Source organism: Brevundimonas sp. (assembly GCF_052436175.1).
GTDB lineage: Bacteria > Pseudomonadota > Alphaproteobacteria > Caulobacterales > Caulobacteraceae > Brevundimonas.
The window spans coordinates 1-13,997 of sequence record NZ_JBQVNM010000038.1 but is presented as its reverse complement, the minus strand read 5'-3'; the positions used below and the strand labels follow the sequence as shown (position 1 = coordinate 13,997).

At 66.5% G+C, this 13,997-nt stretch carries 12 protein-coding genes; all 12 read right to left on the bottom strand.

From position 1 onward, the window contains the following. Window positions 1-19: 19 nt before the first annotated feature. A complete protein-coding gene (locus tag ACT6QK_RS09760) occupies window positions 20-721 on the bottom strand; it encodes an ABC transporter ATP-binding protein (protein ID WP_444597637.1) in 702 nt (233 codons plus the stop codon). Beyond that, complete coding sequence (locus ACT6QK_RS09755; RefSeq protein WP_444597636.1) at window positions 714-2,003, bottom strand: lipoprotein-releasing ABC transporter permease subunit; 1,290 nt, start codon at window positions 2,001-2,003, stop codon at window positions 714-716. Before ACT6QK_RS09755 ends, ACT6QK_RS09760 begins: the two co-directional genes overlap by 8 nt. Next, window positions 2,000-3,313: a proline--tRNA ligase gene (proS, locus tag ACT6QK_RS09750; protein WP_444597635.1), complete on the bottom strand. Its 1,314-nt coding sequence runs from the start codon at window positions 3,311-3,313 to the stop codon at window positions 2,000-2,002. The genes ACT6QK_RS09755 and proS overlap by 4 nt, the downstream gene beginning before the upstream one ends. A 65-nt stretch (window positions 3,314-3,378) precedes the next feature. Beyond that, window positions 3,379-3,639: a DUF1467 family protein gene (locus tag ACT6QK_RS09745; RefSeq protein ID WP_444597634.1), complete on the bottom strand. Its 261-nt coding sequence runs from the start codon at window positions 3,637-3,639 to the stop codon at window positions 3,379-3,381. Between the two features lie 30 nt (window positions 3,640-3,669). Next, a complete protein-coding gene (locus ACT6QK_RS09740) occupies window positions 3,670-5,286 on the bottom strand; it encodes a M20/M25/M40 family metallo-hydrolase (protein ID WP_444597633.1) in 1,617 nt (538 codons plus the stop codon). Window positions 5,287-5,374: 88 nt separating this feature from the next. Beyond that, the gene (locus ACT6QK_RS09735; protein ID WP_444597632.1) at window positions 5,375-7,054 is read right to left on the bottom strand and encodes a ribonuclease J; all 1,680 of its coding nucleotides are present in this window, start codon (window positions 7,052-7,054) and stop codon (window positions 5,375-5,377) included. Beyond that, window positions 7,051-7,833: a type III pantothenate kinase gene (locus tag ACT6QK_RS09730; RefSeq protein ID WP_444597650.1), complete on the bottom strand. Its 783-nt coding sequence runs from the start codon at window positions 7,831-7,833 to the stop codon at window positions 7,051-7,053. Before ACT6QK_RS09730 ends, ACT6QK_RS09735 begins: the two co-directional genes overlap by 4 nt. Beyond that, window positions 7,830-8,579, bottom strand: a complete 750-nt coding sequence (locus tag ACT6QK_RS09725) for a biotin--[acetyl-CoA-carboxylase] ligase (protein ID WP_444597631.1) — start codon at window positions 8,577-8,579, stop codon at window positions 7,830-7,832. Before ACT6QK_RS09725 ends, ACT6QK_RS09730 begins: the two co-directional genes overlap by 4 nt. Beyond that, window positions 8,580-10,028: an NADH-quinone oxidoreductase subunit NuoN gene (gene nuoN, locus ACT6QK_RS09720; RefSeq protein WP_444597630.1), complete on the bottom strand. Its 1,449-nt coding sequence runs from the start codon at window positions 10,026-10,028 to the stop codon at window positions 8,580-8,582. Between the two features lie 7 nt (window positions 10,029-10,035). Beyond that, window positions 10,036-11,526 (bottom strand): NADH-quinone oxidoreductase subunit M, encoded by a 1,491-nt coding sequence (locus ACT6QK_RS09715; RefSeq protein ID WP_444597629.1) that lies wholly within the window; start codon window positions 11,524-11,526, stop codon window positions 10,036-10,038. After that, on the bottom strand, window positions 11,526-13,625 hold the full coding sequence (gene nuoL, locus ACT6QK_RS09710) for an NADH-quinone oxidoreductase subunit L (RefSeq protein ID WP_444597628.1): 2,100 nt from the start codon (window positions 13,623-13,625) through the stop codon (window positions 11,526-11,528). Before nuoL ends, ACT6QK_RS09715 begins: the two co-directional genes overlap by 1 nt. Before the next feature lie 4 nt (window positions 13,626-13,629). Next, window positions 13,630-13,935 (bottom strand): NADH-quinone oxidoreductase subunit NuoK, encoded by a 306-nt coding sequence (gene nuoK / locus ACT6QK_RS09705; RefSeq protein WP_444597627.1) that lies wholly within the window; start codon window positions 13,933-13,935, stop codon window positions 13,630-13,632. Between the last annotated feature and the right edge of the window lie 62 nt (window positions 13,936-13,997).

The window sequence follows — 13,997 nt, the reverse complement described above, 5'->3', positions numbered from 1 at the left end:
GGCCAGAAGCCGCGCCCCGTCAGTAGGCGTGGCTCTCGGCCGCCCGTTCCACCAGATGGCCGTCCTTCAGGGCGAAGACCCGGTCCATATGCCCCGCCAGCTCCATGTTGTGCGTCGCGATCAGGGCCGCGACGCCCGTCGTATGGGCGAGGTCGCGCAGGGCCTCGAACACCGTCTGGCTGGTGGCAGGGTCCAGGTTGCCGGTGGGCTCGTCGGCCAGCAGCAGGCGCGGCCGGTTGGCCAGGGCCCGGGCCACCGCCACGCGCTGACGCTCGCCGCCCGACAGCTGCGACGGCTGGTGGTTCAGGCGATCGCCGAGGCCCAGCCGGGCCAGAAGCTCCGACGCCCGCTCGCGCGCGGATTTCTGGCCAAGCCCGGCGATGCGCAGCGGCAGGGCCACATTATCCAGGGCATCGAACTCGGGCAGAAGGTGGTGGAACTGGTAGACAAAACCGATCTTGGCCAGGCGCAGATGGGTGCGGGCCCGTTCCGGCAGGCCGCCCACGATCTCGCCGTCGATGCGAACCTCGCCGGCCGTCGGCCGCTCCAGCAGACCCGCCGCATGCAACAGCGACGACTTGCCCGATCCGGAGGGCCCGATGAGACCCACGACCTCGCCCGGGCGGATGTCCAGATCGACGCCGCGCAGCACCGTCAGGCCGCCGGTCGCCGTGTCGTATGTGCGGGTGACGCCCCGCAGGCTGAGGACCGGTTCACTCATAACGCAGCGCCTCGACCGGATCGAGCTTGGCGGCCTGCCACGACGGGATCAGACCGGCGACGCAGCTCATGAAGAAGGACCAGACCGTCACCCAGAAGACGTCGACCGGATCGACCAGGGCCGGGATCGCGTCCAGCTGATAGACGTCGGCGTTGAACAACTGGGTCTGGAACAGCCATTCGAGGAAGTGCTGGATCGCGCCGATGTTCAGGCAGAACAGCAGCCCCAGCAAAAGGCCGGTCAGGGTGCCCGCCACCCCGATCATGGCGCCGGACATGAAGAAAATGCGCAGCATGGATGACTGGCTGGCGCCCACGGTCCTCAGGATGGCGATGTCGCGGGTCTTGTTCTTCACCAGCATGACGATGCCGGAGATGATGTTCAGGGCGGCGATGGCGACGACGAGGCCCAGGATGATGCTCATCGCCACCCGTTCGACCTTCAGCGCGCCCCAGAAGGCCGCCAGCCTCTGGCGCCAGTCGCTGACCAGGGCTCCGGGCCCGGCCGCCTTCTGCACCGGGGCGATGTAGGACTGGACCTGGTCCGCGTCGGCGACCTTCAGCTCTATGACGTCCCAGACGCCGTCCTTGCCGAAGAACAGCTGGGCCTGTTCCAGCGGCATGAAGATATAGGCGCGGTCGTAGTCGGCCGTGCCCGACGAATAGACCCCGCCCACGAAATAGGTCTTCTCCAGCCCGCCCAGATTGCCGAAGGCGCTGTCCGCGCCCGTGGGCGAATACAGGGTGACCGGATCGCCGACCTTGAGCCCCATCTGATCCATCAAACTCTTGCCGACCAGAATACGATCGCCGCCGTATTCGCCCCGGCCGAACGACGCCTTGGCCTCGTCCGACAGGCTGCGATAGACGAAATCCATGCTCGGCAGGTCCTCGGGGCGCAGGCCGCGCACCAGGGCGCCGGTCGTATAGCCGCCCGCCCGGACGATGCCTTGGGCCTCCACGATGGGGCTCACGCTGACAACGCCGGGCACGGCCTTGATCCGCTGCAGGGCGTGATCGCGGTCCAGAGCCGTCAGGACCGACCCCTGGACGTACATATGTCCGTTGAACGACAGCATCCGGCCCAGCAGTTCCGCCCGGAACCCGGCCATGATGCTCATCACCGTAATCAGGGCCATAACCGCCAGGGCGATGGCCACATAGGAGATGATGGCGATCAGGGCGATGCCGCCCTCCTTGCGCTTGGCGCGCAGATAGCGGAACGCCAGCCCCACCTCCCAGCCAGAGAAGGCCTTGGCGGGCTTTATCCCCGCGTCGGTCAAGCCAGTTTCTCCAGGGCGTCGGCCAGCGAAAGCGTGAACTTCTCGCCCGTCGCGCGGCGCTTCAGCTCGACCACGCCGTCGGCCAGACCCTTGGGTCCGATGGTCAGCTGCCAGGGCACGCCGATCAGGTCGGCGGTGGCGAACTTGCCGCCCGGCCGTTCGTCGGTGTCGTCATAGAGGACGTCCTTGCCGGCGGCTTCGAGCTGCGCGACGGCGTCTTCACACGCCGCCGAAACAGCCTCGTCGCCGGCGCGGAGATTGATGACCACGACGTCGAACGGCGCGACCGCATCCGGCCAGATGATGCCGCCCTCGTCATGGCTGGCCTCGATGATGGCGCCCAGCAGACGCGACACCCCGACGCCGTAGCTGCCCATATGGACCTCGGTGTCCCTGCCGTCGGGGCCGGCGACCCTGGCCTTCATCGGAGCTGAATATTTGGTCCCGAAGTAGAAGATGTGGCCGACTTCGATGCCGCGCGCCGACAGACGGTCGCCCTCGGCGGTCTGAGCCTCGAACAGAGCCGCGTCGTGCATTTCCTCGGTCGCCGCATAGAGGGCAGTCCGTTCATCGAAGACCGCCTGCACCGCCTCGGGGCTGAAATCGTCGCCGGGCGCCGGCATCTCGACCAGCTTGCGGTCGCAGAAGACCTCGCTCTCGCCGGTGTCGGCCAGGACGATGAACTCGTGGCTCAGATCGCCGCCGATCGGGCCGGTGTCGGCCCGCATCGGCACCGCCTTCAACCCCAGGCGGGCGAAGGTGTTCAGATAGGCGACGAACATCCGGTTGTAGGCGACCCGCGCCGAGGCCTCGTCCAGGTCGAAGGAGTAGGCGTCCTTCATCAGGAACTCGCGGCCCCGCATCACGCCGAAGCGCGGCCGGCGCTCGTCGCGGAACTTCCACTGGATATGGAACAAGTTCAGCGGCAGCTGTTTGTAGCTCTTCACGAACCCCCGGAAGATGTCGGTGATCATCTCCTCGTTGGTGGGCCCGTACAGCAGCTCGCGCTCGTGCCGGTCGGTGATGCGCAGCATCTCCGGCCCATAGGCGTCGTAACGGCCGCTCTCGCGCCACAGGTCGGCCAGTTGCAAGGTCGGCATCAGCAGTTCGACCGCCCCTGCCCGCTCCTGCTCCTCGCGCACGATCTGCTCGATCCGCTTCAGCACCCGCAGGCCCAGCGGCAGCCAGGCGTAGATGCCGGCGGCCTCCTGTTTGATCATTCCCGCGCGCAGCATCAGCTGGTGCGAGACGATCTGGGCGTCAGAGGGGGCTTCTTTGAGCGTGGGCAGGAAATAGCGCGACAGGCGCATGAGAGAATCCGGGGTTGCAGTCGAGGCGCAGCTTTAGCCGCTCGGACGGGGCGAAAGCTAGGCGCTCAGGTGGACGGCAGGCTCGGCAGCGGCATTATGCCCGTGAAGATCACCAGCATGACGATCGCCCAGAGGATGGCCGAGACCCAGGTCGTGGTGATGAACTTGCGCTTCAGGTCCGGCTTCTCCGGCGCCCCCCACTGGGCTCCGTCCGTCGGAGGCCTCGAGTGATCCTCCTTCGACGTGCCCAACGGCAGGATGCCGAACAGCACCGTCCACCAGATCGTCAGATAGATCGCCGCCATGGTCAGGGGGCCGATGGGCATGGCTCAGTTGTCCTTCAAAGGTCGGGCGTCTCAGTCGGCCGGATATTCGAACGGGTCCGTCGGCGTCGGCTGCGTCGGGATCGGCATGCGCGGCAGGGGCTGGTCGCGGTTGGCCGCGTTCAGAAGGAAGCTGGCCATGATGATCGCCGACTGACGCAAATCCTCGGGCTTCAGCCGCTCGTAGCTGTCGATGCTCGTGTGGTGGGTGCGGCTGCTGTAGTCGAGCGGATCCTGGATGAACTGGTATCCGGGGATGCCGACCGTCTGCATATAGACATGGTCCGTGCCGCCCGAGTTGCGCAGCGACACGCTGGTCGCCCCCATGCTGGCGAAGGGGGCCAGCCATTCCTGGAAGATCGGCACGGCGGCGACATTGCCCTCGGCGTTGATGCCGCGGATCTTGCCCGAGCCGTTATCGAGATTGAAATAGGCCACGAGGTCCGAATGACCCTCGCGCGGCTGGATCGGCCAGCGTGAGCGCCAGGTGCGCTGGATCGTCAGGTCGCGATAGGGGCTGTCGGCGGCCAGGGGCGCGCGCGTCGCCAGATGGCGATCGACATAGGCCAGAGACCCCAGAATGCCCTGCTCCTCCCCGCTCCACAGGGCGAAGCGGATGGTGCGTTTGGGCCGCACGCCGAGCGTCTTCAGGATGCGCGCGGCCTCCATCACCACGGCGCTGCCGGCGGCGTTGTCGGTCGCCCCGTCCGAGGCGGCCCAGCTGTCGAGGTGGGCGCCGGCCATCACATACTGGCTCGTCCCGCCCGTGCCGGGGATCTCGGCGAAGATGTTGTAGGCCTTGGTGTCTTCGTCGTGGAACTGGACCTCGCTCATCAGCTCCAGCGTGGGCGGGGCGTCGGTCAGGGCCAGACGGGCCAAGCGGCGATAGTCCTCGGCCGCCAGTTCCAGCCCCGCCAGCTTCGGCGTCTTGCCGACCTGATATTGGTAGCCCGTGCCGTGCAACAGACCGCCGTCACGCGCCGACATCCTCACCCAGGCCAGAGCCCCTTCGGACGCGAGGAAGGCATCGAGCTGATCGGCAAACTCCGCCGCCTTCAGTCCGCGCTCAATGGCGGCGGGCGAATAGTTGGGCTGGTTGTAGGCCCCGCCGGACGACAGATCCTCGCCGGTCAGGCGGCGGAAGGGCGCCTCGGTCGGGTCGGGGCGCACGTCCGGCCGGCTGACCATGACGATCTTGCCCGACAGCTTGCCGCGCCACTTGTCGAAGTCCTCGACCTTGGTGATCGGCGCCACGATGACGCCCGCCGAGATCACCCCGTTTGTGCCGGGCGTCCAGGCCACCGGAATGACGCGCAGGTCCAGGGTGCGCGGCGCCGTCATCCGCGCGCTCGACCGCACCGCCGACCAGCCGCGACCGAACTCGAAGCCCTCGGTGTGGACGTTTGACAGGCCCCAGTCGCGGAACTGCTGCTGGGTCCAGGCCTCGGCCTGACGCATCTGCGGCGAGTTGGTGATCCGCCCCCCGATCCGGTCGGTCAGATAGGCCGCCGTCTGCATCACCTGACTGTGGTTCAGCCCCTGATCGATGATCCCGTTGATCGCCGTGCGGTCCACGGACTGTGCCAGGACGGGCGCTCTCGCCGAGGCGGCGATGACGAGGGCGGAAAAGGCGACGGCCAGACGCTTCATCGGTAGGCTCCACATAACAGGACAGGCGGCGGAATATGAGCCGATCCGCGGCACGGCCGCAAACCGACGCAGGGTCACAGGTTCAGGCTTACAGTCTCAGGACGACCGTCTCGACGATCGGTCGGCGATCCCAGAACTGCTGGCTGGCTTTCTTGAGGACACGGGCGACCGCCTGTTCGACGGCGCCGTCGTCGTCCAGGGCCTCGCGCTTCAGGCTGCGAACCACCTGCTCGACGCGCTCGGCCAGATCATCCAGGGCGTCGCCCAACGGATTCTCCTCATCCCCCGGCAGGCCGATGCCGCGCACGTCGATGTCGGAGACGATCTTGCCGTTGCGGTCCAGGGCGAAGCTGACGACCAGAACGCCGTTGGTCGAGGCGTGACGCCGCTCGCGCAGGGCCTCGCCCTGTTCGGTCACCAGCATGCCGCCGTCAACATAGAGGCGACCGTTCGGCACCTCGTCGATGATCGTCGCCGGCCCGGGGGCCAGACGCACCATGTCGCCGTTGCGTGGCGTCACCGTCTCCTCGACGCCCAGCTCGCGGGCGAGGATGGCGTGCTCCATCAGGTGGCGGCGCATGCCGTGGGTCGGGACGGCGATCTTCGGCCGGGCCCAAGCGTACATCTGACGCAGTTCGTCACGGCAGGGGTGGCCGGAGACGTGAATGCCCGGATGATCCTTCTCGGTGTAGATGCGCGTGCCCCGATCCGACAGCCGGTCCTGCAATCGCGCGATCGACAGTTCGTTGCCCGGAATGACCCGCGACGAGAAGATGCAGTGGTCGCCCAGCCCCAACTTGACGGTCGGATGGGTCCCGCCCGCGACGCGGGAAAGGGCGGCGTTGGCCTCGCCCTGACTGCCCGTGCACAGATACAGGATCTGGTCGGCGGGCCAGGAGCGCGCCTCCTCGTCCGACAGGAATTTCTGCGTGTTCTGCAGCAGGCCGACGTGCTTGGCCGCCGAGGTGATCCGGCCCATCGACCGGCCCGCCAGGAAGACGCGCCGTCCGGCGGCCTCGGCGGCGGCGATGACACTGTCCATCCGCGCCACGTTGGAGGCGAAACAGCCGACCGCGATCCGCCCGGTCTTCAGGCTGCCGATCAGGTCGAACAGGGCGTCGCGCACATCGGTCTCGGACCCGGCCGAGCCCTCGACGAAGACATTGGTCGAGTCGCAGACCATGGCCAGGACGCCTTCGTCCCCCAGGGCCTTGATGGCGTCGGCGTCCGTCGTGCGGCCGATGACCGGCCCGTCGTCCAGCTTCCAGTCGCCGGTGTGCAGCACCGTGCCCAAGGGCGTCTTGATCGCCAGGCCGTTCGGCTCGGCGATCGAGTGGGCCATGGTCACCATGGTCACCTCGAAGGCGCCCAGCTTGATGGTCCCGCCCAGCGGCACCTCATGGATCTTCACCTGGTTGAGGATGCCCGCCTCGCGCAGCTTCTCGCAGATCAGGAAGGCGGTGAAGGGGGTGGCGTAGAGCGGCGCCTTGATGCGGGTCCACAGCCAGCCCAGGGCGCCGATATGGTCCTCATGCGCATGGGTCAGGACGATGCCCTTGAGGTTCTCGCCCTCCAGATAGGTCGGATCCGGCACGATCACATCGACGCCGGGCGTCGACAGGTCGCCGAAGGTCACGCCGACGTCGACGATGATCCATTCGCGGTTCGTCTCCGGCCCGTAGCCGTAGGCGTTGAGGTTCATTCCGACCTCGCCCGAGCCGCCCAGCGGCAGGAAGACGAGTTCGTCGGTCTTTGATGTCTTGGTCATTCAGCTTTCGAATCTTGATTGCGGCGCCAGATTTCCAGCAGGCCGCGGATGGTGAGGTCCGGATCGAACCGGTCAATACTTGTCGTGGCGCCCTCGAACAGGCTGGCCACGCCGCCCGTTCCGATCACCGTCATGGGCCTGCCCCACTCGGCCTTGATGCGGCTCACCAGGCCCTCGATCAGGCCGATATAGCCCCAGAAGACACCGGACTGCATGGCCGCGACGGTGTCCTTGCCGATCACGCGCTCGGGCTTCTGGATGGCGATGCGGGGCAATTTTGCGGCCGCCTCGTGCAGGGCCGTCAGCGACAGATTGATGCCCGGCGCGATCAGTCCGCCTTCAAACGCCCCGTCCGTCGCCACGACGTCAAAGGTGGTGGCCGTGCCGCTGTCGATCAAGAGCAGGTCGCCGGGATAGGTCAGATGCGCCCCGATGGCGTTGACCAGACGGTCCGCGCCGGCCTCGCTCGGCTTGGTGATCCGCACCTCGATACCGAGGCGGGCGTTCTCGCCGATCACCAGCGGCTCGACGTTCATGTAGCGTCGCGACAGGTTCCTCAGGTTGAAGATCGACTGCGGCACCACGCTCGAGACGATGCAGCCGGTCAGGTCGCCGAACGCCAGGCCCCGCATGGTCAAAAGCTGGCTCAGCCACACCGCATATTCGTCGGCCGTACGGCTGGCCTCGGTGGCGGCGCGCCACTGGGCGATCCAGTCCACGCCGTCGTGGATGGCGAACAGCGTATTGGTGTTGCCCTGTTCGATCGCCAGCAGCATCAGTTCGGCTCCCCGAAGAAGACGTCGCCCGCCGAGATCAGCCGCACCGAACCGTCCGCGAGCTTGAGCCTCAGGGCCCCGTCGGCCTCGACGCCGTCGGCCATGCCCGAGATTGTCTCATGCCCCAGTCGGGCCGTGCAGGGCCCCTCCAGCCCCCGGCTGCGCGCGATCCAGGCGTTCAGAACGGGCTGGAAGCCCAGAGCCTCCCAACGCTCCAGCCAGATCGCGAACCGGTCGGCCAGCACCTCCGCCGCGGTCTCCGGCGACGGAGCCGCCGCCACATCGCCTCTCAGATGTCCGCCCATGGCTGTCGCCGGCCGTTCCGTACCCGACGGCGTGTGGATCAGGTTCACCCCGATCCCGACCGCCAGCCACAGCCCGCCCGCCGGATGGGCGCCGGACTCGACCAGAATGCCCGAAGCCTTCTCGCCGTCGATCATCACGTCGTTGGGCCATTTGATCGTCACCAGAGGCGACGGTGCAAAGACGTCCAGCGTCTCGGCCACGGCCAAGGCCGCGATGAAGGTCGTCTGGGCCGCGTCGGCCGGGGGCTTTCGCGTGGTGGTCAGCAGGGTGGCGAACAGGTTGCCGCGTTGGCTGACCCATTCCCGCCCCCTCCGGCCACGACCGGCGCTCTGGGTGCGGGCGACGATCCAAAGAGGGCCAGTTTCGCCCGCCTCCGCCCGTCGCCGGGCCTCCGCATTGGTGGAGTCGACGCTGTCGAGGATCAGGATCGGGGGCGTCGTCACCTAGCCCGCGCCGAAGCCGGCCGCCGCCGCCTGGGTCAGCGGATCGAGCCAGATCAGGCCGAGGATGACCAGCGGGAAGGAAAAGGCCGCACAGGCCCAGGCGATCCATTTGGCCTCGAACGGCGCGGCGTCGGTCGGAACCGTGCCCTCCGGCGTCGCATCGAACCACATCAGCTTGATGATCCGCAGATAGTAGAAGGCCGAGACGACCGAGGCGACCAGACCGGCCGAGGCCGCCATCCAGTAGCCCGCGTTGACCGAGGCGCCGAACACCGCCCACTTGGCCCAGAAGCCCGAGAACGGCGGCATGCCCAGCACCGACAGCGACAGGAAGGTCAAGGCCACGGCCGTCAGCGGCTTGTCGGCCTTGAGGCCCGCCAGTTCCGAGATCAGGCGCACCGGCTTGCCCCGCCGCGCCAGCGACAGCAGCACCGAGAAGAAGCCGAACTGGTCGATGACGTACAGGGTCAGGAACAGCAGCATGGCCTTCACCCCCAGGGTCGTGCCGGCCGCGATGGCCAAGAGGGCGTAGCCGATGTTGATGATCGAGGAATAGGCCAGCAGCCGCTGGATGTTCTTCTGGGCCAGACCGCCGAAGGCCCCGACGACGAAGGAGGCCAGGGCGATCAGGATCACCACCTGCGACCACTGGTCATGGATGCCGGCGAAGGCGCCTTCCAGCGTCCGGGCGATCAGCACCATGGCCGCCACCTTGGGCGCCGTGGCGAACAGGGCCACGACCGGGGTCGGCGCGCCCTCATAGACGTCGGGCGTCCACATGTGGAAGGGCGCGGCCGAGACCTTGAAGGCCAGGCCGGCAATCAGGAAGACCAGACCGAAGATCAGGCCCGGGCCGACATCGCCCCGCGAAGCCACGACGGCGATGTCCTCGAACCGCATCGAGCCGGTGAAGCCGTAGATCAGGCTGGCGCCATAGAGCAGCAGGCCGGACGACAGGGCGCCCAGAACGAAATACTTCAGTCCGGCTTCCGACGCCTTCAGGTCGTCGCGGTGGAAGGCCGCCAGCACATAGAGGGCCAGCGAATGGAGCTCGATGCCGACGTAGAGACTGATCAGATCGCCCGACGACGCCATCATCCCCATGCCCGCCGAAGCCAGGACGATCAGGATCGGGAATTCGAACCGGGCGATGCCGTTGCGGCCGATCCATCCCCCGCCCAGCACCACAGCGACCGCAGAGCACAGGAAGATCAGCACCTTGCCGTACACGGCCAGGGGGTCGGCCACATAGGCGCCGTTGAAGGCCTGGCCCAGCGGACCGACGGCGGCGAGAACGGCGGCGGCGATCAGCAGCAGGACGGCGCCGAACGACACCAGCCTCGTCGCCCGGTCGCCCGCGAAGGCGCCGAAGACCAGCAGGACCAGTCCGCCGACCGCGAGGGTCGCTTCCGGGGCGGCGAGATGAAGGGCGGAAATCAGATCGGGCATGTCGGTCTCACCCGCCGGTCGCGGCGCGATAGGCGCCCACGACAGCGTCAACGGAGGCGGCGGTCGTATTGAGGATCAGGTCTGGCTGGACGCCCAGCCAGATGGTCCCGACGATCAGGGGCACGAAGATCAGCAGCTCGCGCCGGTCGATGTCGGTGATGGTCTTCAGCGCCGGATTGACGATCTCGCCGAACATGACGTTGCGATACAGCGTCAGGGCGTAGACCGCCGAGAAGATCACGCCCGAGGCCGCGATCAGGGCCGCCCAGGTGGAGGCCTGATAGGCGCCCGTCATGGTCAGAACCTCGCCGACGAAGCCCGAGGTGCCCGGCAGGCCGACGTTGGCCATGGTGAACATCAGGAAGATGGCGGCGTACCAGGGCATCCGGTTGGTCAGGCCGCCGTAGAAGGCGATCTCCCGCGTGTGCATCCGGTCGTAGACCACGCCGACGCAGAGGAAGAGCGCGCCCGAGATCAGGCCGTGGCTCAGCATCTGGAAGACGGCGCCCTGCATCCCCTGTGCGTTGCCGGCGAAGATGCCCATGGTCACGAAGCCCATGTGGGCGACCGACGAATAGGCGATCAGCTTCTTGATGTCGGTCTGACGGAAGGCGACCAGCGACGTGTAGACCACGGCGATGACCGACAGGGTCAGCACCAGCGGCTGGAACATCTGCGACGCGATCGGGAACATCGGCACGTTGAACAGGATGAAGCCGTAGCCGCCGAGCTTCAGCAGGATGCCGGCCAGGATGACCGAGCCCGCCGTCGGCGCCTGGACGTGGGCGTCGGGCAGCCAGGTGTGGACCGGCCACATCGGCATCTTCACCGCGAAGGAGGCGAAGAAGGCCAGCCACAGCAGGGGCTGATACCGGGCGTCGAAGACGTGGTTCTTCATGTCCGGAATGCTGGTCGTGCCGGCGTCATGCGCCATCCACAGCATGGCCAGCAGCATCAGCACCGACCCCAGCAGGGTGTAGAGGAAGAACTTGTACGAGGCGTAGATCCGGTTCGCTCCGCCCCAGATGCCGATGATCAGGAACATCGGCACCAGGGTGCCCTCGAAGAAGATGTAGAACAGGAACAGGTCCAGCGAGGTGAAGACGCCGATGACCATCGACTCCAGCAACAGGAACAGGATCATGTATTCGACGACGCGCGTCTCGATCGACTTCCAGCTGGAGACGATGCAGATCGGCATCAGGAAGGCCGTCAGCAGGACGAACAGGATCGAAATCCCGTCCACGCCGAGATGATAGGACGCCCCGGCGAACCAGGTGTGCCACTCGACGAACTGATAGGCGGTGTTCGAGGGATCGAACTGGGCGATCAGCACGATCGAAACGGCCAGGACGGCCAGGGTCGTGCCCAGGGCGATCCAGCGCGCGGCCGGGGCGGCGGCGTCCTGCGACTTCGAGGTCAGGCGCGCGATCAGGATCGCGAGCGCCCCCAGAAGCGGCAGGAAGGTGACGATGCTCAGAATAGCGGGCACGGCCATCACGCTCCGAAGGCTTTGATGACGAAGGCGAGCAGAGCGGCCACGCCGATCAGCATCACGAACGCATAGGAATAGACATAGCCGGACTGGATCTTGGACAGTCGCGCGGCCGACTTCAGCGAGGCCCAGGCCGCGCCGTTCGGACCGAGGCCGTCGATGATCTTCACGTCGCCGATCTTCCAGAACAGGTCGCCCAGCGCCTTGGCGCCGCGCACGAAGACGACGTCATACAGCTCGTCGAAGAACCACTTGTTGTAGAGGAAGGACCAGACCGGGCTGTTCCTGTCGGCCATGCGACGGGCCAGACCTTCGCGCGCCACATAGATCCACCAGGCGCTCAGCAGACCCAGCAGGGTCACGACCAGCGGCGACCACTTCACCCAGGTCGGGACGTCGTGGCTCTCGTGCAGGACGTGGTTGCTCTCGGCCGTGAAGATCGCGCCGCGCCAGAACTCGTGCTCGTGGTGACCGATGAAGTGCGGGGCGAAGACCATGCCCGCGAACACCGCACCGATCGACAGCACCAGCAGCGGCACGACCATCGACATCGGGCTCTCGTGCGGATGCAGCGGGCCGTGATGATGGTCGTCGTGCGCATGGTCGTCGCCATGGTGGTCGTCGGCGATCGGCTCCGAATGGGTCTCGACCTGCGCATGCGAGGCGTGGTCGTCATGGGCATGCGCATGGTCGTCGCCATGCTCTTCCTTCCACACCGGCTTGTTGTGGTAGGTCATGAAAATCAGCCGCCACGAATAGTAGGACGTCAGCAGGGCCGCGAGGATGCCGATGAAGAAGGCGAAATAGCCGGCCGGCGAATGACCGCTGGTCGCCGCCGCGAAGGCGCTCTCGATGATCGAGTCCTTGGAATAGAAGCCTGCGAATCCACCGACGCCCGGCAGACCCAGACCCGTGATCGCGATCGTGCCGATGACCATGACGGCGTAGGTAATGGGCAGCAGCTTCCACAGCCCGCCCATCTTCCGCATGTCCTGCTCGTGGTGCATGCCGTGGATCACCGAACCGGCGCCCAGGAACAGCAGGGCCTTGAAGAAGGCGTGGGTGAACAGGTGGAACATGGCGCCCTGATAGGCGCCGACCCCGGCCGCGAAGAACATGTAGCCCAGCTGTGAACAGGTCGAATAGGCGATCACCCGCTTGATGTCGTTTTGCATCATGCCGACGGTGGCGGCGAACAGGGCCGTGATCCCGCCGATGACGGCGATCACCAGCGAGGCGAACGGCGCATATTCGTAGATCGGGCTCAGCAGGCAGACCATGTAGACGCCGGCGGTGACCATGGTCGCCGCGTGGATCAGGGCCGACACCGGGGTCGGGCCCTCCATGGCGTCGGGCAGCCAGGTGTGCAGGAAGAACTGGGCCGACTTGCCCATGGCGCCGATGAACAGCAGAATTCCGGCGAGGTCGAGCGCGGACCATTGATAGCCCAGGAACTCCCAGGTCGTGCCGGCCTTGGACGCGATCTGCGGGAACAGCTCGGCGAACTGGATGGTGCCGAACATCCAGTAGATGGTGATGATGCCCAGGACGAAGCCGAAGTCGCCGACGCGGTTGACGACGAAGGCCTTGATGGCGGCGGCGCTGGCCGTCGACTTCTTGAACCAGAAGCCGATCAGCAGATAGGAGGCCAGACCCACGCCTTCCCAGCCGAAGAAGATCTGCATGAAGTCGGCGGCCGTCACCAGCGCCAGCATCATGAAGGTGAACAGGCTCAGATAGGCGAAGAAGCGCGGCCTCGAGTCGTCCTCGGCCATATAGCCCCAGGAATACAGGTGCACGAGCGACGACACCGTCGTCACCACGATCAGCATGGTCGCCGACAGGGCGTCCACGCGGATCGACCAGACCGACTGGAAGTCGCCCACAGTGATGAAGGGCGCCAGTTCGACCGTGAAGGCTTCCAGATGGCCCCAGGTCCACTGGCCGAACACCGTCCAGGCGACGGCGCACGAGAAGAACAGCAGGCCGGTCGTGACCGCCTGCGAAGGAATATTGCCGATCCGGCGACCGAAGAAGCCGGCGACGGCGGCGCCCAGCAGCGGGGCGAAGACGCCGAGAGTGACGAGCAGTTCGAGGGTCACGCGGTCAGCCCTTCATCACGCTGGCGTCGTCAACCGCGATGTCGCCGCGGTTACGGAAGAAGGTCACCAGAACGGCCAGACCCACGGCCGCCTCGGCTGCGGCCACGGTCAGGACGAACATGGCCATGATCTGTCCGGCCACGTCGTGCAGATAGGCCGAAAAGGCGACGAAGTTGATGTTCACGGCCAGCAGGATCAGCTCGACCGACATCAGGATGATGATGACGTTCTTGCGGTTCACGAAGATGCCGAACACCCCGATGGTGAACAGGATGGCGCCCAGGGCCAGATAGTGCTGCAGGCCGATCATCAGTGAAGCTCCTCGGGGCTGACGCCGACGCCGGTCTGGACGTCCTTCTTGATCTCGATGGC